The organism is Stenotrophomonas sp. ZAC14D2_NAIMI4_7, from assembly GCF_003086675.1.
In the GTDB taxonomy this organism is placed as follows: domain Bacteria; phylum Pseudomonadota; class Gammaproteobacteria; order Xanthomonadales; family Xanthomonadaceae; genus Stenotrophomonas.
The window spans coordinates 467535-489274 of sequence record NZ_CP025995.1 but is presented as its reverse complement, the minus strand read 5'-3'; the positions used below and the strand labels follow the sequence as shown (position 1 = coordinate 489274).

The window sequence follows — 21740 nt, the reverse complement described above, 5'->3', positions numbered from 1 at the left end:
ACAAGATTCTTCAATCGATTAGATCTCCAAAAGAGAGGGCGACCCTAGGTCGCCCTCTCTCGCATCAATAAACCGACTAATCAAACCCCAACAGGGTTAGCCTTCTCCGGATCAATCTTGTACTGCTTGATCGCCCGCGCCACATCCTTGGCCGTCATCTTCCCATCCTTGGCCAGCGCCGCAATCGCGGCATGCGCGATGTAGTACCGGTCAACTTCAAAGAACCGACGCAGGTTCGCACGGGTATCGGAACGGCCGAAGCCATCCGTACCCAGCACCGTATAAGACATCGGCACGAACGCACGAATCTGGTCCGCATACGCACGCACGTAGTCGGTGGCGGCAATCGCCGGGCCCTGGCGGCCGTCCAGCAGCTCGGTCACGTAGGCCTTGCGCTGCTCACCTTCCGGGTGCAGGCGGTTGGCACGTTCCACGTCGAAACCATCGCGACGCAGTTCGTTGAAGCTCGGGCAGCTCCAGATATCGGCGGTCACGCCGAAGTCCTTGTCCAGCAGCTCGGCGGCGGCAATCACTTCACGCAGAATCGTGCCCGAACCCAGCAGCTGCACGCGCAGGTCGCCCTTCTTCGGCTTGCCGGCGTCGGTCAGCAGGTACATGCCCTTCACGATGCCTTCGGCTGCACCTTCCGGCATTTCCGGATGGGTGTAGTTTTCGTTCATCAGGGTCAGGTAGTAGTACTCGTCTACCTGGTCTTCCATCATGCGCTTGGTGCCGTGCTGCAGGATCACCGTCACTTCGAAGCCGAAGGTCGGGTCATAGCTGCGCACGTTCGGAATGCCACCGGCCACCAGATGGCTGAAGCCATCTTCGTGCTGCAGGCCTTCACCGTTCAGCGTGGTGCGGCCGGCGGTGCCGCCCAGCAGGAAGCCGCGGGTACGCATGTCGGCGGCCTGCCAGGCAATGTCGCCCACGCGCTGGAAGCCGAACATGCTGTAGTAGATGTAGAACGGCAGCATCGGCACGTTGCTGACCGAGTAGCTGGTGCCGGCGGCCATCCACGAGCTGATCGCGCCCGGCTCGCTGATACCCTGCTGCAGCACCTGGCCGCTCTGGTCTTCGCGGTAGAACATCAGCTGGTCGGCGTCGACCGGCTTGTACTTCTGGCCGAACGGCGCGTAGATGCCGATCTGGCGGAACAGGCCTTCCATACCGAAGGTACGGGCTTCGTCGGCCACGATCGGCACGATGTGCGGGCCCAGTTCCTTGTCACGCAGGGTGATGTTCAGGCTCTGCACGAAGGCCATGGTGGTGGAATAGCTGCGCTCGCCGCTGCTCTTCAGCAGGCGCTCGTAGGTTTCCAGCTTCGGTGCGTTGAAGCTCTTTTCGGCCTTGCGGCGGCGCTGCGGCAGGTAACCACCCAGCGCGGCACGGCGTTCCTGCAGGTACTGCACTTCCGGCGAATCCGGGCCCGGGTGGTAGAACGGCACCTGGCCGTCGGCCAGCTGCGCGTCGGTCACCGGAATGTTGAAGCGGTCGCGGAAGTGGCGCACCGCTTCGTCGTCCAGCTTCTTGGTCTGGTGGGTCGGGTTCAGCGCTTCACCGGCGCTGCCCATGCCGTAACCCTTCACGGTCTTGGCCAGGATGACGGTGGGCATGCCCTTGGTGTTCACGGCCTGGTGGTAGGCGGCGTACACCTTGTGCGGGTCGTGGCCACCACGGTTCAGGCGCCAGATGTCGTCGTCGGAAAGACCGGCCACCATGGCGGCGGTTTCCGGGTACTTGCCGAAGAAGTGTTCGCGGGTATACGCGCCACCGAAGGCCTTGCAGTTCTGGTATTCGCCGTCGACGGTTTCCATCATCAGCTTCTTCAGAACGCCGTCGGTGTCCTTGGCCAGCAGGGCATCCCAGTAACCGCCCCACAGCAGCTTGATCACGTTCCAGCCGCCGCCACGGAACACGCCTTCCAGTTCCTGGATGATCTTGCCGTTGCCGCGCACCGGGCCGTCCAGGCGCTGCAGGTTGCAGTTCACCACGAAGATCAGATTGTCCAGGCCTTCACGGCCGGCCAGCGCAATGGCGCCCAGGGTTTCCGGCTCGTCGCTCTCGCCGTCGCCGATGAAGCACCACACCTTGCGGTCGCTCTTTTCGATCAGGCCACGGTTTTCCAGGTAGCGCATGAACTGCGCCTGGTAGATGGCGGCCAGCGGGCCCAGGCCCATCGACACGGTGGGGGTCTGCCAGTAATCGGGCATCAGCCACGGGTGCGGGTACGACGACAGACCGCCGCCGTCCACTTCCATGCGGAACTTGTCCAGCTGCTCTTCGCTGATGCGGCCTTCCAGGAAGGAACGCGCGTAGATGCCCGGGGCGCTGTGGCCCTGGATGAACAGCAGGTCGCCCGGGTGGCTGTCGCTGGGGGCGCGCCAGAAGTGGTTGAAGCCCACGTCGTACAGGGTGGCACCGGACGCGAACGAGGCAATGTGGCCGCCCAGGTCGCCCGGCTTGCGGTTGGCGCGCACCACGGTGGCCATCGCATTCCAGCGGATGATGGAACGGATGCGCCATTCCAGCTCGGCATTGCCGGGGCTCTTGGCCTCCAGCTGCGGCTCGATGGTGTTCACGTACTCGGTAGTGGGAGAGAACGGCAGGTACGCACCCGAACGACGGGTCAGTTCCACCATGCCTTCCAGCAGCTGATGCGCGCGCTCGGGGCCCTCGACATCAATGACGGCCTTCAACGACTCGATCCACTCCTGGGTTTCCACAGGATTGGTGTCGTTGTTCAGCACTTCGTTCAACCAGTTCATTAGCGCTCCCATTACCGCACGCACGCGCGCGACTGTTGTATAGATTTCTAGACCGCAAAGTGTAGCGCACCAAGGGCTTTCGTCACTTCGCTACGCTGCCGTATGGAGGCGTTTGACCTGTGTCCGCAAGGCCTGTCCCGGGCTGTCCCGGCGCCGGACAGTCTGGTTTTTCAGGCACCTGCGGGCGGCGGGACCCCTGCTCCGGTGTCGCTTCTGCACCGCTGGGTGCATCGGCAGGACGCAGTGTTACCGCTGGCGATGACCGTTGTAGGGCAAGGCCTGCGCTGCTGTAGGGGCGTTCTGGCGGCTGACGATGAACCGCCGCCAACATGTCGCGCCTGCCTCTGGATTGCCCCTGGGTGGGGCGGGAAGCTGCACCGCGCAGGCAGCCCCTTCCCCTGCGGCGCCCGCCACCTGGCGCCGCAGCTGCTTCGCCCAGAACCCACCGCAGCTTTGCGGTGGGTTCTCTCGTTGGGGCCGCCGTGGCCTGAATGCAGCATGGGTTTGGGCCGAATCTGGACTTGTCCAGTCCGGCTTATCGATATATCGTTTGCGCACTCGTTACCGATATATCGAAATGAGCCGATCCGCTACCCTGCGGGCCCGCCCGGCCCCGTCCCCCGAAGTGCCCCGCCGCAATGGCCAGCCACGCGTGCTGAGCCGCGGCGACCTGCGCCTGCTGGTGCTGGCCCTGATTGGCGAGCAGCCGCGCCACGGCTACGAGCTGATCCAGCACATCAGCGGCTTGTTCATGCAGGCCTACACGCCCAGTGCCGGCACCATGTACCCGCTGCTGGCCAGCTTCGAGCAGGCCGGCTGGGTGGAATCGCACGAGGAAGACGGTCGCCGCGTGTTCCGCATCACCGCCGCTGGCGAATTCGAACTGAAGGTGCAGCGGCCGCAGGTGCGGCTGGCCCAGCGCCGCGCGTTCGACCGTGCCCGCGAGATCACCAAGGCCTCGCTGCCGGCGCCGCTGGCTTCGGCCCTGCGCGAGTTCAAGCAGGCGCTGGTGCGCCACCACGGCCGCTGGAGCGTAGGCGAGGCCGAACAGGTGGCCGCCCACCTGCAGCACGCCGCTGCGCTGTTGAACGGATCGCTGGGCGATGGACCGCTGCCGATCACCCCGACCGAGCCAGACTGACGCCCGCCAGGTCTTCCCCCTTTGCCGCGCGCCCCGCGCGACCTTACCGCTACAGGTACTGACATGACCGACCATGAAAACAAGCGACTGCGCCTGGATGTGCGCTTCCGCCAGCTGACCGTGCTGCGCACCGAAACCGTAACCCCGCACATGCGCCGCGTGGTGCTGGGCGGTGCCGACCTGGCCGGCTTCGATTCGCCCGGCGCCGACGACCACATCAAGCTGTTCTTCCCCAACAGCAGTGGCGAGATGGTGCTGCCCACCATGACCGCCGAGGGCCCGCGCTACCCAGAGGGCAAGGAACATTCGCCGGCGCGCGATTACACCCCGCGCTGGTGGGACCACGAAACCGGCGAGCTGGCCATTGACTTCGTGCTGCACGACCAGGGCATTGCCGGGCCGTGGGCACAGCGCGCGCAGCCGGGCGACACCCTGGCCATCGGCGGCCCGCGCGGCTCGTTCGTGGTGGCCGACACCTACGATGCCTACGTGCTGATTGGCGATGAAACCGCGCTGCCGGCCATCGCCCGCTGGCTGGACGTGCTGCCCGAGCACGCGCAAGTGCAGGCATGGATTGAAGTGAGCGACGAAGACGAGCGCCAGGACCTGCCGCAGTACGAAAACGTGCGCATCCACTGGCTGGAGCGCAACGGCTTCCCGGCGGCCACCAGCACCCTGCTGGAAGACCAGTTCACCGATTTCGAAGCCCCCGACGGTGACACCTTCTACTGGATCGCCACCGAATCGCGCCGCGCCCGCATGATGCGCAAGTTCCTGGAAGGCCACCTGGGCGTACCGCGCGACTGGATTCGTTCCACCGGCTACTGGAAGGCCCACCCGGACGAAACCGACGGCGATTGATCCCTGCCGTTCTGTAGCGTCGAGCCATGCTCGACTGCCGCCGTTCTGTAGCGTCGAGCCATGCTCGACTGCCGCTGTTCTGTAGAGTCGAGCCATGCTCGACTGCTGCTGTTCTGTAGAGTCGAGCCATGCTCGACTGCCGCCGTTCTGTAGAGTCGAGCCATGCTCGACTGCCGCCGTTCTGTAGAGTCGAGCCATGCTCGACTGCTGTTCGACGGAGTCGAGCACGGCTCGTCGCTACAGAAACGCATCGCCACGATCTCTGCCACAATCGCGCTCCTTTCCCGCACCTGTGAGGCCCACCATGGGCAAACTGACCCTGGCCGGCATCGACAAGCTGCGTACCCGTTTCGCCGATGACGCCGCCTGCGATGCCGCCCTGGCCGCCTTCGCCGACGCCGCCGCCCTGCGCGCGCCGCTGCGCGAACTGCTGGACGCCGAGCACCGCTACCTGCAGGCCGAATTCGAAGTCGCCCAGGTGGCCGATGTACTGCGCCGCGACCAGAAGTACGCACCGGTGGGCCGCCCGTCGGTGCACATCGTGCAGTTGCGCAAGCAGCAGGCCGCCACCAAGCAGGCCGCCCTGATCGCCCGCAACGTGGTGGCCCAGGCCGCGCAGACCTTTGTGCGGGTAAGCGGCATGGCGGTGAAGGCCAAGCAGAGCCCCAGCGACGCATGCGCCGCGTGGTTGATCGCGCAACGGTGATTGCAGCGGTACGGCGGCCATGACATGGCGCGCGTGCCAAAGCGGGTTTCGGCGGCCATGACCCGGTAGGGGCCAACCTTGGTTGGCCCACGGAACTACCGGCATGCCAACCAAGGTTGGCACCTACCAAAGCGAATTCCGGCGGCCATGACATGGCGCGCGTGCCGAGGCGGGTTTCGGCGGCCATGACCCGGTAGGGGCCAAACTTGGTTGGCCCACGGAATTACCGGCGTGCCAACCAAGGTTGGCACCTACCAAAGCGATTCCGGCGGCCATGACATGGCGCGCGTGCCAAAGCGGGTTTCGGCGGCCATGACCCGGTAGGGACCAACCTTGGTTGGCCCGCGGGATTACCGGCGTGCCAACCGAGGTTGGCACCTACCAAAGCGGGTTCCGGCGGCCATGACCCGGTAGGGGCCAACCTTGGTTGGCCCGCGGAAATACCGGCGTGCCAACCAAGGTTGGCACCTACCAAAGCGGTTTCCCCAAAAAAGAAGGCCCGCTTTTCAGCGGGCCTTCTGCCTTCTCACGACGAGTGAGCGGGTTACATCAAGCCGCCGGCTTTTCGCCGGTGGCTTCGGTGGTGATGCGGATCTTCACTTCATCGCTGACGTTCGGGGCGTACGCGCCCACGCCGAAGTCGCTGCGCTTCAGGGTGGTGGTGGCGTCGAAGCCCGCCGCCGGCACCTTGGCCATCGGGTGCTCGCCACCGCCGTTGACGGTCACGTCCAGGGTGACCGGCTTGGTGATGCCCTTGATGGTCAGGTCGCCGGTGACGGTCAGCTTGTTGGTGCCGGCCGCTTCAACCTTGGTGCTCTTGAAGGTGGCATCGGCGAACTTGGCGGCGTCGAAGAAATCAGCGCTCTTCAGGTGTTCGTCGAACTTGGCGGTGAAGCTGTTCAGGCCGCTCAGCGGCAGCTTCACTTCCACGGTGCTCTTGGTCACGTCGGCGGCGTCGTACACCAGGGTGCCTTCCACGTTGCCGAAATGGGCGCTGGGGTTGGAGAAGCCGAAGTGGCTCCACTGGGCCAGCACGTCGGTGTGGCTCGGGTCCAGCTTGTAGGTGCCCGAGGCGATCTGGATCGCTTCGGCAGCCGGGGCCGCAGCAGCGGCGTCGGCAGCCGGGGTGGCAGCCTGTTCGGTGGTGGCCGGGGCGGCGGCATCGGCGGCCGGGGCAGCGGTGTCGGCCGGCTTCGAGCAGGCGGCAATGGCCAGGGTCAGGGCCAGCGGCAGCAGCAGTTTACGGGTGGCGCTCATCAGGAAACTCTCCGGATCGTAGGGTGGATACACGGTGCAGCAGGGGCCCGCCAAGGTGGCTGGGCCGAAACCGAGACAGCGACTTACGCGATGCGCGCCGCTTCGTCGAACGACAGACGCGGCAGACGGGGGAACAGGCCCGAGGGGTCACCGTAACCCAGGTTGACCAGGAAATTCGACTTGATGCTGGTGCCGGCGAAGAACGCTTCGTCCACTTTGGCATTGTCGAAGCCGGACATCGGGCCGGCATCCAGGCCCAGCGCGCGCGCGGCCAGGATCAGGTACGCACCCTGCAGGCTGCCGTTGCGGAACGCGCCTTCGTGGCGGCCTTCACGCGGGCCGTCGAACCAGGCCTTGGCATCGGTGTGCGGGAACAGGTACGGCAGCTTTTCGTGGAAATCCTGGTCGAAAGCGACGATGACGGTGACCGGCGCGGCCAGAGTCTTGTCATGGTTGCCTTCGGACAGCGCCGGGGCCAGCTTGGCCTTGGCTTCGGCCGACTTCACGAACACGAAACGCGCCGGGCTGCCGTTGGCGGCGGTGGGGCCCCACTTCAGCAGTTCGTACAGCGCGTGCAGCTGGCTGTCGTCCACCGGCGTGTCGGTGAATGCATTCTGGGTGCGGGCGGTGCGGAACAGCTGGTCCAGTGCAGCAGCGTCAAGCGCGTGGGACATCGTGGATCTCCAGGGCAGCAACAGGGAAAGGGGCGAAGCAGCGCAGGGGCTGCGGCGCGAAACAATGAGCCGCAGTGTAGAGTGTCGCGACTGTTGCAACACCCAGCAGGGCTGAAACGAATTAATGCCAATGGTGAAACGATCGAGCGCGCCGTGGACGATCACCGACGGCCGTGCAGGCAATGTGCGCCAGGCCGTGGCGCTGGCTTCGGCGCTGCGCCTGGGCACCCACCGCCCGCTGGTATTGCAGCCGCGCGCACCTTGGCGCTGGATGTCGCCGCGCCGCCTGCCGGGGGATGTGCACGGCTACGGTGAGGCGTTGGCGACATTGGCTGCCGAGCCGCCGCCGCTGGCGATCGGCTGTGGCCGCCAGGCCGCCGGCGCGCTGCGTGTGCTGCGTGCACGTGGCAGCAAGGTGGTGCAGATCCTGGACCCGCGCATTGCCGCCCGCCATTGGGACCTGCTGGTGGTGCCCGAACACGATGCCTTGCGCGGCAGCAATGTGCTGACCCTGCTGGGCAGCCTGAACCCGGTGGACGATGACTGGCTTAGCCTGGGCCGCGCCGCCTTCGCCGATTTCCATGCCCTGCCCGGCCCGCGCACCGCGCTGCTGGTGGGCGGGCCGACGCCGCTGGCGCCGTGGGACGAAGCCGGCATGGTGCGCGTGTTCCAGGCCCTGGCCGAACAGCTGCGCAGCGAAGGCGGCAGCCTGCTGGCCACCACCTCGCGGCGCACACCGCCAGCACTGGCCGAGACCCTGCGCGCGATCTTCGCTGACCTGCCGCATGTGATCTGGGGCGACGGCGGCGATGGCGTGAACCCCTACGCCGGCCTGCTGGGCTGGGCACAGCGGGTGGTGGTGTCGCCCGATTCGGTGAACCTGCTCTCTGAGGCCTGCGCCACGCGGCTGCCGGTGGCGGTGGCGCTGGCCGATACCGCGCAGGGCCGGTTGGCGCGCTTCCAGCAGCAGCTGCGCGAACGCGGGCGGCTGCAACCGCGCTGGCTGGACTGGCAGTGCGCGACCATCGAGCCGCTGCGCGAAACCGCGCGGGTGGCGGCCGAAGTGAAGGCCCGGCTGGGGCTGGGCTGACCCTGGGCGCGCCCGTGCCGGCCGCACAACGCCGCCACGGGCATTGGGTATGATCGGCCACGCGGGGCCACCCCGCGCCCGCTCGCTCCATGGAGGAACAGACGATGCGTACCCTGCCCTGCACTGCCGCCGCCCTGGCACTGGCCATGGGCCTGCTGGCCACCGCCTCTGCCGATGCGCGGCGCGTTTACCGCATCGTGGAAAACACGCCGGAACCGGTGCGCCTGGATGTTTCGCCCGGCCTGGTGGCCAGCATGGCCGCTGCCGACGAAGCCGCACGCAACCCGCCGCCGGGCCAGGCGCCCACGCCTCCGTCCAATGGCGCGCCGCCGCCGATGCAGGTGGTGTCCATCGGCACCAACGTGGATGGCGAACGCGAGGTCCTGCTGCAGCAGCCGGGGCAGCCGGGTAATACCGCTGCGGTGCGCTGGCCGAACCAGGTGGGTGACCCGTCGGTGCTGTTCCATGTGGGGCAGCAGGTGCAGTTCGACCACACCCCGTCCGAAGGCCGAAAGGGGCTGATGGCGCGTGACGCGCAGGGCCGCCCGCTGACCCATATTCCCGAACCGGCGCCGGCATCGCAGGGCTGGAACACGCAGTATTGAGCACCCAGTACTAAGCCCGCAGTACTGAGGCTGCCGCGCCGCCTGAACGGCGGTTTTTGGCGTTACGTGGGTACGGGGGGATAATGGCCGATTACTTATTTACTTCCCGCCCGCCATGTCCGTGCGTCCTGCCCCCGTGTTTGCTCCCCTGACCCCGCGCGCCCTGGTGCTGGCCGTGCTGGCCATGGGCGCGGTGGTGCTGCTGTCCAACGTACTGGTGCAGTACCCCATCAATGACTGGCTGACCTGGGGTGCCTTCAGCTACCCGGTGGCGTTCCTGGTCAGCAACCTGATCAACCGCCGCTTCGGCCCGGGCCCGGCGCGCCGCGTGGCGTGGATCGGTTTCCTGGTGGCGGTGGTGCTGTCGGTGTGGGTGGCCACCCCGCGCATTGCCATTGCCTCGTGCTCGGCGTTCATCGTGGCGCAGCTGCTGGACATCACCGTGTTCGACCGCCTGCGCCGTGGCAGCTGGTGGCGCGCCCCGATGGTGGCCACCACCTGCAGCGCCACGGTGGACACCACCATTTTCTGGTCGATCGCCTTCGCCGGTTCCACCCTGCCGTGGGTGAGCTGGGCCGCCGGCGACCTGGCCGTGAAGCTGGCCATCGGCGTGTGCCTGCTGGCCCCGTTCCGCGCACTGCTGTGGAAGATGGCCCCGCTGCGCAGCGAGCTGCGCTGAGCGCGGGTTCCCGGCCGGCCGCATGACCCGGTAGTGGCCAACCTTGGTTGGCCTGCGGGGTCTCCGTGTGCCAACCAAGGTTGGCACCTACCAAAAGCGGGTTCCCGGCCGGCCGCATGACCCGGTAGTGGCCGCCCTTGGTTGGCCTGCGGGTTTTCCGTGTGCCAACCAAGGTTGGCACCTACCAAGAGCGCATTCCCGGCCGCCCGCATGACCCGGTAGTGGCCAACCTTGGTTGGCCTGCGGGGTCTCCGTGTGCCAACCAAGGTTGGCACCTACCAAAAGCGGGTTCCCGGCCGGCCGCATGACCCGGTAGTGGCCAACCTTGGTTGGCCTGCGGGTTTTCCGTGTGCCAACCAAGGTTGGCAACTACCAAGAGCGCATTCCCGGCCGGCCGCATGACCCGGTAACGGCCACCCCAAAGCGGGTTTCCGGCCGCCCGCATGACCCGGTAGTGGCCAACCTTGGTTGGCCTGCGGGTTGTCCGTGTGGCAACCAAGGTTGGCACCTACCAAGAGCGCATTCCCGGCCGGCCACATAGCCCGGTAACGGCCACCCCAAAGCGGGTTTCCGGCCGCCCGCATGACCCGGTAGTGGCCAACCTTGGTTGGCCTGCGGGGTCTCCGTGTGCCAACCAAGGTTGGCACCTACCAAGCGCGGGTTCCCCAAAGCGGGTTCCCGCCCGGGCGCGCATCACGCGAACGGCAATCCGGCGGCCACGCACGCGGCGGTAATCACGCTGCAGGCGTCTTCAATCGCGGGGGTGGGCGGGGCCAGGCGGGGGCGGCGATCCAGCGTGCAGGCCAGGCCGACATCCAGCAGCGCTGCATGCGCGCCCTGCAGTTGCTGCGCGGTACCGGCAGGCAGGAATTCCGCCACGGCCAGTGCGTCGATCAGCGACGGCGTGTCGCGCGGTTCCAGCAGCGCTGGCACCTGTGCGCTGCGCGCCAGTACGCCGGTCTGCAGCAGGAACTCCAGATCCACCACACCGCCGCGCCCCTGCTTCAGGTCGAAGCGGCCGGCATCGCTGCGGTCCAGTTCGCTGCGCATGCGCCCGCGCATCTTCAGCACGTCGGCATACAGCGTATCCGGGTCGCGCACGCGGCCCAGGGTCTGTGCGCGCACCTGTTCGAAATCGGCCAGCAGGCTGGCATCGCCGGCCACGCCGCGCGCACGCACCAGGGCCTGGTGTTCCCAGGTCCATGCGCGCTCGCGCTGGTATTCGGTGTAGCTGGCCAGCGAGGACACCAGTGAGCCCTTGCCGCCATCGGGACGCAGGCGCACGTCGATGTCGTACAGGCGGCCGGCGGCGGTGACCGCCCCCAGCAACGCCATCACCTTCTGCGCCAGGCGCGCATACCAACGCCCCGGTTCCAGCGGGCGCGGGCCATCGCTGGCCTCCACGCCGGCCGGGTGGTCGTGCAGGAACACCAGGTCAAGATCGGAACCGAAGCCCAGTTCCAGCCCGCCCAGGCTGCCGTAGCCGATGATGGCAAAGCGCCCGCCGGGCACCTGCCCGTGCGCGGCGTGCATATCCGCCTCGGCCAGGGCCAGCACGGTCATCACCACCGCCTGCGCCAGTTCGGCCAGTTGCCGGGTGCTGTCCACCGCGCCCTGGCGGCCATCCAGCGTGGCCATGGCCATGCGGAAACTGAGCGCCAGGCGCGTTTCGTTCAACCAGCGCAGCTGCGATTCGGGGTCTTCCACCGGCAGCACCTGCCGGCATTCGGCCAGCATGCCGGTGAAGGCGGGCATCGGCCCAGACACGCGCACATCCAGCAGTTCGTCCAGCAGCAGCGGATAGGCGGCCAAGCGTTCGGCCAGCAGGGCGCTGCGTGCCAGCACATCGACCAGGCGTGCCAGCGCGCTGGGTTGTTCGTCCAGCAGTGCCAGGTAGCTGGTGCGGCGCAGGACCGCCTGCAGCAATCCCAGCACGCGCTTCAGTGCGGCATCGGGCTGCGGCGAACGGGTGGCGGCATGCAGCAGCGCCGGCAGCACGCGATCCAGGCGCGCGCGGGCGTTGTCAGAGAGCGCCTTCACCCCGGTGCTCTGGGCGAAATCGCGCAGCGACTGGTCGGCGCCGTTGGCATCGAAGAAGCCGGCGTCGGCCAGCAGTTCGGCATTGCTGCCCTCGGGCAGGCTGCGCCAGTAGCTGGCCAGCGCATCGGGCGCGGCCTGGCCCTGGCGCGGCGCCAGCAAGGCGGCGAATTCGGTGCTGACCCGCTGCTGCTGTTTGGCCAGCGCGGCGCGCAGTGCGTCCCAATGCGGGTAGCCCAGGCCCGTGGCGATGCGCTCGCGGTCCAGCGGGTCGCCGGGCAGCACGTGGGTCTGGGCGTCGCGCAGCATCTGCAGGCGGTTTTCCAGCCGGCGCAGGAACAGGTAAGCCTCGCGCAGCGCCGCGCCATCGTCGGGGGCAATCTGCCCGGCGTTCACCAGTGCCTGCAGCGCCACCAGCAGGCGGCGCTCGCGCAGCACCGGCTCGCGGCCACCGCGGATCAACTGCAACGCCTGGCACAGGAATTCGATTTCGCGGATGCCTCCGGCACCGCGCTTGATGTCTTCGTGCAGCTCGCGCCGGGCGACTTCGGCGGTGATCGCCGCCTTCATCTCGCGTAGGCCGTCCAGCGCGGTGAAATCCAGGTAACGCCGGTACACGAACGGGCGCAGGCTCTGCAGCCAGGCCTCGCCGGCAGCGATATCGCCGGCCACGGTGCGCGCCTTCAGCCAGGCGTAGCGTTCCCAGTCGCGGCCTTCGCGCTGGAAATACTGGTCCATGGCGGCGAAGGACAGCGCGACCCGGCCAGCACTGCCGAACGGGCGCAGGCGCAGGTCCACGCGGTGGCTGAAGCCATCAACGGTGGTGTCGTCCAGCAGCTTGGCCAGGCGCTGGCCAAGGCGGGCGAAGTATTCCTCGGCGGCCAGCGGGCGTGGGCCGTCCGATTCGCCGCCGTGCGGGTAGGCGTAGACCAGGTCGATATCCGAACTGAAGTTGAGTTCGCCGCCGCCCAGCTTGCCCAGGCCGAACACCACCAGCTGCAGCGGCTGGCCATCGGCATCGCGCACCACGCCGTGGCGCTGGGCGAATTCCTGCTGCAGCGCCTGCAGGGCCAGCCGCAGGCAGTCTTCGGCCAGCACGGTGGCGCCGGCCAAGGTCTGCGGCACGTCGTCCAGGCCGGCCAGGTCGCGCCAGATCAACCGGGTGGACATGGCGGTGCGCCAGCGCCGCAGCTGCGCCGGCCAGTCGCTGGGCTGCAGCGGGTCGAGCACCGGCGCCGGCACCGGCGGGCAGCCCGGCGCGGCCAGCTGCGCCAGCAGGCCGGGCTGGCGCACCAGCGTGTCCAGGGCGAAATCGCTGGCCACCGCCAGTTGCGCCAGGAACGGCAGCCGTTCGGCGGCAATGGGTTCGGGCACGGCCTGGGCCAGGCGCGCCAGCGCGCGGTCTACCAGGGGCTGCAGGGAGGCGGGCACTTCGGCGGGGGCAACGGTCATGCCCCGATTCTCGCGGGGCCGGATGCCTTTGCCAACGGCTGGCATGGCAGCGGGGTCGGATCCCTTTGCCAGCGGCAAAGGGCTCTGACCCCAAGGGGCCGAGGGTTGCGGTGGGGTCGGAGCCGTTTGCCGTTGGCAAAAGGATCCGACCCCCGCCTTCGCGTATTCAGCTTGGGCGACGGGCAATAAAAAAGCCCGCTTGCAGCGAACTGCCAGCGGGCTCTGCTCCCTCCCCCACGTCGGGATGCAGGGCCATCGTGCGGGCTGCGGACGGACAATGCACGCTGCACTGCAAAACAAAACTGCTGGGTATGGTGAACGCGGCCCCGGAAAAGCCATTCCACGAAGGTAGAACGCCCCGTACCGGGGGGGATGGCCGATAATCGAGCTTTCCCCCCAGAAACACTGTCGTCATGTCTGTTGATCGCATCGCCAACGCGCGTCTTCGTGACCGCGTGGTCTCTGCCGAGGCCGCAGCCGCGCTGATCCAGCCCGGTGAAACCGTGGCCATGAGCGGCTTCACCGGCTCCGGTTACCCCAAGGCCGTTCCCGTGGAACTGGCCCGCCGCATCGAAGCGGTGCACGCCCAGGGCCATCCCTTCCAGATCAAGCTGATGACCGGCGCCTCCACCGCGCCGGAGCTGGATGGCGCGCTGGCCAAGGCCGATGGCATCGCCATGCGCATGCCCTTCCAGAGCGACCCGGATGCGCGCAACCGCATCAACGAGGGCAAGCTGGATTACATCGACATCCACCTGAGCCACGTGGCCCAGCACGTGTGGTTCGGTTTCTACGGCGAGATCGATACCGCGGTGATCGAAGTGTCGGCCATCCGCGAAGATGGTTCGCTGGTGCCGTCCACTTCGGTGGGCAACAACAAGACCTGGCTGGACCTGGCGAAGAAGGTGATCGTCGAGGTGAACGAGTGGCAGCCGGCCGGCGTGGATGGCATGCATGACATCTACTACGGCACCGCCCTGCCGCCGCACCGCAAGCCGATTCCGCTGGTGAACGCCAACGACCGCATTGGCGATACCGCGCTGCGCTGTGACCCGGACAAGATCGTGGCCGTGGTGCGCACCAACGGCCCGGACCGCAACAGCCCGTTCAGCCCGATCGATGCCACCAGCGAGCAGATCGCCTCGCACCTGATCGAATTCCTGAAGCATGAAGTGAAGAAGGGCCGGCTGCCGCCGAACCTGCTGCCGCTGCAATCGGGCGTGGGCAATATTCCCAACGCCGTGCTGGCCGGGCTGGCCAGGAGTGGCTTCCGCGATCTGGCCGCGTTCACCGAAGTGATCCAGGACGGCATGCTGGACCTGCTGCGTGACGGCGTGCTGAGCTATGCCTCGTGCACCGGCTTCGCGCTCAGCCCGCAGGCCAACGAGACGTTCAAGGAACACATCGATTTCTACCGCGAGCGCATCATCATGCGCACGCAGGAAATCTCCAACCACCCCGAACTGGTGCGCCGCCTGGGCTGCATTGGCATGAACGGCATGATTGAGGTGGATATCTACGGCAACGTGAATTCCACCCACGTGATGGGCACGCGCATCATGAACGGCATTGGCGGTTCGGGTGATTTCGCCCGCAATGGCTTCCTGTCGGCGTTCCTGAGCCCGTCCACGGCGAAGAACGGCAGCATTTCGGCGATCGTGCCGATGGCCAGCCACGTGGACCACACCGAGCACGACGTGTCGGTGATCGTGACCGAACAGGGCTTGGCCGACCTGCGTGGGCTGACCCCGCGCAAGCGCGCGCAGGTACTGATCGACAACTGCGCGCACCCGGATTTCCGCCCGCAGCTGCAGGATTACTTCGACCGTGCCAGCCGCGAAAGCTACGGCAAGCACACCCCGCACCTGTTGCCCGAAGCGCTGTCGTGGCACCAGCGCTGGCTGGATACCGGCACGATGAAGGGCTGACCCCGGTCATGGCCCGCGTCGGGGTCGGATCCCTTTCCAACGGAAAGGGCTCTGACCCCACCCCTGCATCAACCGCGCAACGCCGCCAGCGATTCAGCCTGCAGCCGCTCGTAGATCTCGAACTCGTCATTCACCGCTACGCCCAGCGCCTGTTCGAAGGCTTCGCGGTTGGCGTGCGCGGCGTAGGCGCGCTGTTCTTCGCCGCCCAGGTTCGACTGGAAGATGCCTGCCGCACTGACCGGCAGGAAATCTTCGTAGACGATCGGGTCGGCGGTGGCCAGGCCCGCCGCCACCAGCACTTCGGCCGGTAGATCGGCCACGCGCTCCGGCGCGGCACGCCCGGCCTCGGTCAGCTGGTAGCGGTAGTAGCCCAGGCCTTCCTGGCGCAGCGTGTCATGGTCGTCGGGGAAGCTGGCGAACACCGCCTGCAGGCGCTGGCCGTAGTCGTCGCCGGTGCTGCCGGCACCGCCGGCATCGCGCGCCTGCGCCAGCAGCTGGTCGTACAGCGCGCGGCCCTTCGGGGTCAGCGCCAGACCGCGCTGCTCGATCTCGCCGAAGCGCGCGGTATGGGTGCCGGCGTCGCCGCCTTCCGCATCCGGGAAATGCACGGCCTCTTCCAGCGCCTTGAAGCTGGTCTGCCGCAGCAGGATCGGGCAGGCGCGGCGCGGTGGGCCCTCGATCACCGCCTTGGCGGCCATGCCCTGTTCGATCATCGCGCCCTGTGCGGCGTCGATATCCAGCGTGCGCGGGGTCAGGTGGTTGATATGCGGGCCACGGAAGCTGACCACGTCCGCTACCAAGCGGTGCGCGTTGTGCAGGGCGTGGTAGGTGGGCAGATCCACGGTGGCATCGCCGTGCCAGCGGAAGGTTTCCAGTGCCTCGGCCACGAAGCGTTCGGCATCGGCCTGCGACAGGCCACCGTCACGCTCGGCCTGGTCGATCAGCGCCAGCACGCCGTCGGTGAAGATACGGCGGCGCTCGAGGATGCGCGCGGATTCGGCGCGCAGGGTTTCGTCTTCGATCAGTTCCAGCCGCAGCAGCGAGGTGAACACGCGGAACGGGTTCTGCGCCAACGCGGCAGCGGTCAGCGGACGGAAGGCAGTGGAATGCACCGGCACGCCGGCCACCGACAGGTCGTAGTAACCCACCGGGTACATGCCCATCACCGCGAACAGGCGGCGCAGGGTGGCCAGTTCCTGCACGGTGCCGACGCGGATGGCGCCATGGCGCTCTTCGTCCAGGCGCGCACGTTCATCGTTGCGCTGCAGCTGCGCGGCCAGCGCGGGGTCGCTTTCCAGAACCTGCGAGTTGATGCGCTCCACCAGGTCCACCAGCGCGCCGTACAGCGGCACTTCGGTGCGGTACATGCGGGACATGGCCTGGGCGAACAGGCGGCGGATCAGATCAGGCGAAACGAAAGAGGCGCTCATCGGTTACTCGATCACGGGAACGGGGAACAACGCGAATCCCTATTGTCGCCGCAGCGCGTGGCCGCGGCGAGACGCACAGCAGCATGACGGATAGGGGCGTGCGAACCAAGGTTCGCACCTACCGGGCAACTGCCGGGCATGGCAGCAGCCGGGGCAAAGACGTGCGAACCAAGGTTCGCACCTACCGGGCAACTGCCGGGCATGGCAGCAGCCGGGGACTGCTTTGGTAGGTGCGAACCTTGGTTCGCACCGATCTGGCAGGGGCCGGGGCAAAGACGTGCGAACCGAGGTTCGCGCCTACCAGACCCCCACCGGGCACGGCCCGGCGCTACCGGCCGAGCTGGCGCTTCAGGGTGGTATCGAGGGTGATCGGCCGGTCCCAGTGCTCGAAGCTGGCCACTACGGCGTGGCGCACGGCGCGCAGGTGCAGATTGGTCGGCTTCACCGGCATGCGCTCGACCACCGCTTCCCAGCCGCCTTCCGGGTTCTGGCTGAAGGCGCGCACGCTGTCGCGGCAGGTCTGGCCGCTGGCCCTGGCCCAGAAGCAGGCGAAGTAGATGTCGCCAGCCTGCCAGCCGTGGGCGGTGAACAGCGCGCTGACGTAGGCGCGCGGCACGTCGGCATAGCGCGAGACTTCGTCCAGGAAGGCGTCGGGGTAGCGCTCGGCGTAATGGTTGATGTCCTGAAGCTGGGCATCCAGCCAGCTGTCGCCGCTGTTCACTTCATAGGCCGCCGAACGTTCGGCGGTCTGCTGGGCCAGCACGGTGGCCGGCACCAGCAGCAGAATCGACAGCAGCGCGCGCAGGATCAGGTTCATGCCCCGATTCTGCCGCAGCCGCAGCGCCCTGTCAGGCCGCTGCGGCCTTGGCCTCAATGGCGGCCAGCGCAGCCGGCCAGTCCCAGGCGGTATCGGCGGTGACCATGCGCGGCTCGTCCTCGGCCACGCCGTGCTCGGTTTCGTGGGCCCAGGTAACCGCGTACGGGGTATGGATGCCCCAGCCACCCAGGGTGACCACCGGCTCGATATCCGAGCGCAGCGAGTTGCCGACCATCACGAACTGCGAGATCGGCAGTTCGAATTCGGCCAGCACGCGGGCGTAGGTCTGCGGGTCCTTCTCGGACACGATCTCGATGCGCGGGAACAGATCGTGCAGGCGGGCGACATCGATCTTCGCTTCCTGGTGGAAAAGATCGCCCTTGGTGATCAGCACCACCGGGTAGTGTTCGGCGATGGCCGCCACCGATTCGCGCACGCCGTCGATCAGTTCGACCGGGTGGCGCAGGGTGTCATGGCCGATGTCCAGGATGCGCTGGATGTCCTTGGCTTCGATGCGCTGGCCGGTGATGTCGATGGCCGCTTCGATCATCGACAGCGCCATGCCCTTTACCCCGTAACCGAACACGCCCAGGTTGCGCTGCTGTACTTCCAGCAGGTGGCGCGCGGTGCGGGTGTCGTGCACGTCGATGTAGCGCGACAGCAGGTCCAGATAATCCTGCTCGGCCTTGCGGTAGTAGTCCTCGCTCTTCCACAGCGTATCGTCACCGTCAAAACCGACCAGGCCAATAGCGCGCGACGGCGCGGGCATGGAAGTGTTCATCGCACAAGGATACAGGCCCCCGGCACGCAGAAAAAACCCGGGCGGCCGAAGCCGCCCGGGTCCCCATGCACCGGTTGTCCCGACGGTGTTGGATCAGCGGCCCGGCGCGGCGTTGCCGCCGGCCGCGGCGCCCTGCTGGGCCGCCACGTAGGCCTTGTACTCATCGGGGCTCAGTTCCCCGTCCTTGTTGGCATCGGCCTGATCGAACACCTGGGCCAGGCCCGCGTTCACCTGCGCCTCGGCCTTGCTGATGGTGCCGTTGCCATCGGTATCGATGCTGGCCCAGGTCTGGCCGCCGCCACCGCCACCGCTGGCCTGCGCCGACGCTGCGGCCGCTGCGTTGCTGGCCTGGTCAGCGGCCTGGCCGGCCTGTGCCGCCGACTGCTGGGCCTGCGCGGCCTGGTTCTGTGCCTGCGCGGCCTGCTGCTGGGCGGACTGCGCCATGGCCGGAAGGGTGAGCAGGCTGCCAGCAGCAACGACCAGGGCGATCAGGGGCTTACGGTTGCGAATCGTCATAGGGGATGTCTCCTTTGGGTGGTGTTGCGCGGCCTGTTGTTTCCGCACGGCACCTACCCTGCCACCCCGTTTCTGAATCGATTTTGCGCCACGACCGGCGCCACCACGCGGCATTAACCACTCGGCCACGCGCATGCTTTAGCGCAGTGGTTAGCGCGAAGTGAGCGGCTCATAAGACGCGCATTCAGCGCGCGCGGATTTAACCTGCAGGCAACGAAAAACCTGCGTCAGTCGACGTTCTGCGCGGATGACCGCGAACTGAACACAATCCATCCCAAGGCCACACCGGCGAGCGCGCCGGCGATTTCCAGCACCACCCGGCTGCCCAGTTCGTTGGGATCGTGGATGGTGGACAGGAAGATGCGCGCATACAGCGGCGACTCCAGCCGCACGATGCCCATGTAGAACAACTTCCAGATATCGATGCCGGCGCCGATCATCACCGCCAGCACGCACGAAGCACCGATGGCCTGGTTCACCGAACCACCCAGCCCGCGCACCACGCGCAGCATCAGCAGGTACATCAGCAGGCCGACCAGCAGGGCGATGCCGCCAGCTTCCAGGGTGCCAAGCAGGCCGAAGTGCAGCGGAAGGTTCATGCGGGCGCGCGTGCGGGGAGAGGCAGCCAGTGTAGAGGCATCGGCAGGGCTGCGCCCTGCACCTCTGTAGAGTCGAGCCATGCTCGACTGAAGCAACGGTTGGTAGGTGTCGACCTTGGTCGACACAGCTGATCCGCGCCCTGCGTGGATGAAATCCTGGGATAAAGCGAAAACCATCCACGCCTGGCGTGGACCTACCGCACGGGGACGTCGTAGGCGGTGCCGGGGTCCGGTTCGGGCTGCAGGGTGTAATGCCACCATTCCTGCGGGTAGTTGGCGAACCCGCGCCGGGCCATGGCCTGCAGCAGCTGCTGGCGGTTGCCGCGCTGCGCCGGGGTCAGCCCCGGTGTTTCGGTATGCGCGCGCACGCCGAAGAAATCGAAATCGGTGCCCATGTCCATCATCCCGCACGCGCCGGTGCGGCAATCCAGCAGGCCCAGGTCGACGGTGGCGCCACGGCTGTGGCCCGAACGCTCGGCGATGTAACCGTCGGCCAGCAGCTGCCGCTTGTCCAGGTCTGGGTACTGCAGGGCCTTGCGCGATTGCTCACGCGGATCGTGCACCCAGGCCATGAACGCCTGTACCGCGCGCACGGGCCGGTAGCAGTCGTACAGTCGCAGGCCATAACCGGCGCTGCGCAGGTCGGCTTCCACCCGGGCCAGCGCCTGTGCCACCGGCGCCAGCAGATAGCAGGCCTGCGCCTGATAGCCCGGCACGGGGGCGCCAGTGAAGTTGTTGGCGCCGGCGTAACGGATGTCGAGCTGGATCTGCGGCGACAGCGAGCGGATTTCGACCAGCCCGGCCGCCGTGGCATCGGTGGCCGTGGAAACACGCGGCGGCTCAGCGGCGCGGGACGTCGCCGCCGCTGCCAGTGCAATCGCCAGTGCGAGTGAAATGCAGATCCTGGAAGTCATAGCTGAAGTCGATCTCGGGGTCGATGGCACGCAGGTCCAGCGTTGCCGGCTCGCCGTCGCCCGGCTGCAGCCATGCCTGTGCCTGCTCACCCAGCGTATCCCAGTGCAGCAGCCAGCGCCCCTGCACCTGCTGCACGCTGGCCCGCAGCTTCGGTGATTTTTCCACGGCAAAGCGCAGCCCCTTTGGCCCGGGGCAGAGCGATGCGTTGCCCAGCCAGGGATCACGATAGCGGCCCTGCCAGCGCGCCAGGTCGTCAGACGTAGCCGCGCGCGCCCCGGCGGTGGAGGGCCGCCCGCCAGCGCTGGCCGCACGCGCCGCGCGATCGGCGGCCAGTTCGCCCAGGTAGCTCATGGCAGAGGCGGCCTGCTCGGGCGCGGTGTAGCCCTTCAACATCGACTGCATCAGCGCGATGCGCGCATCCTCGCCTTCGCCGTTGATCAGCATCACCACGCCCACCTTGCGGTCGGGCAACAGCGCCAGCGAGGAATACATTCCGGACAGCGTACCGGTGTGCGCCACCTTCCACTGCCCGTCCATGTCTGAAACCCGCCAGCCATAGCCATAACCATGGAAGTGCGCGTTGTCCCAGCGGCGCTGGCGTTCGCCCAGCGGCATGGGCATGTGCAGGCTCCACAGCGTGCGGCGCTGCTCGCTGCCCAGCCAATCGGGCACCAGCGCCGGGTCCAGCAGCACCTGCATCCAGCGGGTCATGTCAGCCAGCGAACAGCGGATGCCACCGGCGGCCATCGAGGTCAGGTCAGGGCTGCGCGCGCCGTCGGCGTTGACCACCACCGGTTGCCCATCGCGAACGGTATGCGGCTGCGCCACGTTGCCCACGTGCTTCACCGACCACGCACCCACCTGGCAGCGCCGCATGCCCAGCGGCTGGAACACCTGTTCGCGCAGCAGCTGGTCATAGGGCTTGCCGCCGGCGGCTGCGGCCACTTCGCCGGCCACCACATACATCAGGTTGTCGTAGGCATAGCCACTGCGGAAGCTGCTGACCGGCTTCAGGTGGGCCAGCCCGGCGATGATGTCGGCGCGGGTGTAGGCGTTGGGCTCGGGCCACAGCATCAGGTCGCCCGCGCCCAGGCCAAGACCGCTGTTGTGAATCAACAGGTCGCGCACCTGCATCTGCTCGCCTACCCAGGGGTCATGCATGCGGAAGGCGGGCAGGTACTTGCGTACCGGGTCATCCCAGCGCAGTTTTCCCTGCTCCACCAGGCGGGCCAGCAGGGCGGCGGTCATGGCCTTGCTGTTGGACGCGATCTTGAACAGCGTGTCTTCGTCGATGCGTCCGCCATCACCGCGTTCGCCCTGGACGTAGCGGTAGGCCACGCGGCCATCCTCCACGACGGCCAGGGCGATGCCCGGCAGGTGCTCGTGCTGCACCACGGCGGCCACGTCGGCATCGATGTATGCAGTGCTGGTGGCCTGCGCGTGGACCGCCGGTGCCAGTGCCAGCAGGGCCATGCCGACGCAAC

18 protein-coding genes are annotated in these 21740 nt (G+C 67.4%); 7 read left to right on the top strand and 11 right to left on the bottom strand.

Features of this window, described 5'->3' with window-relative positions:
• Window positions 1–80 precede the first annotated feature (80 nt).
• A complete protein-coding gene (gene aceE / locus C1922_RS02185; protein ID WP_108748283.1) occupies window positions 81–2768 on the bottom strand; it encodes a pyruvate dehydrogenase (acetyl-transferring), homodimeric type in 2688 nt (895 codons plus the stop codon).
• A gap of 577 nt (window positions 2769–3345) precedes the next feature.
• On the opposite strand from aceE, the gene C1922_RS02180 reads away from it, so the two are divergent.
• The 3 genes from C1922_RS02180 to C1922_RS02170 all read left to right on the top strand — a co-directional run bounded on the left by C1922_RS02180 (window position 3346) and on the right by C1922_RS02170 (window position 5476).
• The gene (locus tag C1922_RS02180) at window positions 3346–3909 is read left to right on the top strand and encodes a PadR family transcriptional regulator (protein WP_108748282.1); all 564 of its coding nucleotides are present in this window, start codon (window positions 3346–3348) and stop codon (window positions 3907–3909) included.
• A gap of 63 nt (window positions 3910–3972) precedes the next feature.
• Window positions 3973–4770 (top strand): siderophore-interacting protein, encoded by a 798-nt coding sequence (locus tag C1922_RS02175; protein ID WP_108748281.1) that lies wholly within the window; start codon window positions 3973–3975, stop codon window positions 4768–4770.
• A gap of 304 nt (window positions 4771–5074) precedes the next feature.
• The gene (locus tag C1922_RS02170) at window positions 5075–5476 is read left to right on the top strand and encodes a hypothetical protein (protein ID WP_108748280.1); all 402 of its coding nucleotides are present in this window, start codon (window positions 5075–5077) and stop codon (window positions 5474–5476) included.
• Window positions 5477–6025: 549 nt separating this feature from the next.
• Here the strand turns inward: C1922_RS02170 and C1922_RS02165 are convergent.
• Together C1922_RS02165 and C1922_RS02160 are read right to left on the bottom strand one after the other, a co-directional pair.
• Complete coding sequence (locus C1922_RS02165; RefSeq protein ID WP_108748279.1) at window positions 6026–6733, bottom strand: YceI family protein; 708 nt, start codon at window positions 6731–6733, stop codon at window positions 6026–6028.
• A gap of 83 nt (window positions 6734–6816) precedes the next feature.
• Window positions 6817–7407, bottom strand: coding sequence for a malonic semialdehyde reductase (locus C1922_RS02160; protein WP_108748278.1), 591 nt, complete (start codon window positions 7405–7407; stop codon window positions 6817–6819).
• A gap of 130 nt (window positions 7408–7537) precedes the next feature.
• Between C1922_RS02160 and C1922_RS02155 the strand changes: the two genes are divergently transcribed.
• The 3 genes from C1922_RS02155 to C1922_RS02145 all read left to right on the top strand — a co-directional run bounded on the left by C1922_RS02155 (window position 7538) and on the right by C1922_RS02145 (window position 9781).
• Window positions 7538–8497 (top strand): mitochondrial fission ELM1 family protein, encoded by a 960-nt coding sequence (locus C1922_RS02155; protein WP_108748277.1) that lies wholly within the window; start codon window positions 7538–7540, stop codon window positions 8495–8497.
• 104 nt (window positions 8498–8601) lie between these two features.
• Window positions 8602–9102, top strand: a complete 501-nt coding sequence (locus tag C1922_RS02150) for a hypothetical protein (protein WP_108748276.1) — start codon at window positions 8602–8604, stop codon at window positions 9100–9102.
• Between the two features lie 115 nt (window positions 9103–9217).
• Entirely contained in the window at window positions 9218–9781 is a 564-nt protein-coding gene (locus C1922_RS02145; RefSeq protein WP_108748275.1) for a queuosine precursor transporter, read from the top strand.
• Between the two features lie 693 nt (window positions 9782–10474).
• On the opposite strand, the gene glnE is transcribed toward C1922_RS02145, so the two are convergent.
• Entirely contained in the window at window positions 10475–13270 is a 2796-nt protein-coding gene (gene glnE, locus C1922_RS02140) for a bifunctional [glutamate--ammonia ligase]-adenylyl-L-tyrosine phosphorylase/[glutamate--ammonia-ligase] adenylyltransferase (RefSeq protein WP_108748274.1), read from the bottom strand.
• 413 nt (window positions 13271–13683) lie between these two features.
• Between glnE and C1922_RS02135 the strand changes: the two genes are divergently transcribed.
• A complete protein-coding gene (locus tag C1922_RS02135; protein ID WP_108748273.1) occupies window positions 13684–15198 on the top strand; it encodes an acetyl-CoA hydrolase/transferase family protein in 1515 nt (504 codons plus the stop codon).
• A gap of 68 nt (window positions 15199–15266) precedes the next feature.
• Here the strand turns inward: C1922_RS02135 and C1922_RS02130 are convergent, their stop codons facing one another.
• The 7 genes from C1922_RS02130 to C1922_RS02100 form a co-directional block, all read right to left on the bottom strand.
• Window positions 15267–16628, bottom strand: a complete 1362-nt coding sequence (locus tag C1922_RS02130) for a VOC family protein (RefSeq protein WP_108748272.1) — start codon at window positions 16626–16628, stop codon at window positions 15267–15269.
• 328 nt (window positions 16629–16956) lie between these two features.
• Window positions 16957–17445, bottom strand: coding sequence for a hypothetical protein (locus tag C1922_RS02125; RefSeq protein WP_108748271.1), 489 nt, complete (start codon window positions 17443–17445; stop codon window positions 16957–16959).
• A gap of 31 nt (window positions 17446–17476) precedes the next feature.
• Window positions 17477–18226, bottom strand: a complete 750-nt coding sequence (locus C1922_RS02120) for an HAD family hydrolase (RefSeq protein ID WP_108748270.1) — start codon at window positions 18224–18226, stop codon at window positions 17477–17479.
• Window positions 18227–18319: 93 nt separating this feature from the next.
• On the bottom strand, window positions 18320–18742 hold the full coding sequence (locus tag C1922_RS02115; protein WP_108748269.1) for an EF-hand domain-containing protein: 423 nt from the start codon (window positions 18740–18742) through the stop codon (window positions 18320–18322).
• Between the two features lie 227 nt (window positions 18743–18969).
• Window positions 18970–19341 (bottom strand): hypothetical protein, encoded by a 372-nt coding sequence (locus C1922_RS02110; protein ID WP_108748268.1) that lies wholly within the window; start codon window positions 19339–19341, stop codon window positions 18970–18972.
• A gap of 194 nt (window positions 19342–19535) precedes the next feature.
• On the bottom strand, window positions 19536–20255 hold the full coding sequence (locus C1922_RS02105) for a M15 family metallopeptidase (RefSeq protein WP_108748267.1): 720 nt from the start codon (window positions 20253–20255) through the stop codon (window positions 19536–19538).
• The gene (locus C1922_RS02100) at window positions 20182–21729 is read right to left on the bottom strand and encodes a serine hydrolase domain-containing protein (RefSeq protein WP_108748266.1); all 1548 of its coding nucleotides are present in this window, start codon (window positions 21727–21729) and stop codon (window positions 20182–20184) included. The genes C1922_RS02105 and C1922_RS02100 overlap by 74 nt, the downstream gene beginning before the upstream one ends.
• Between the last annotated feature and the right edge of the window lie 11 nt (window positions 21730–21740).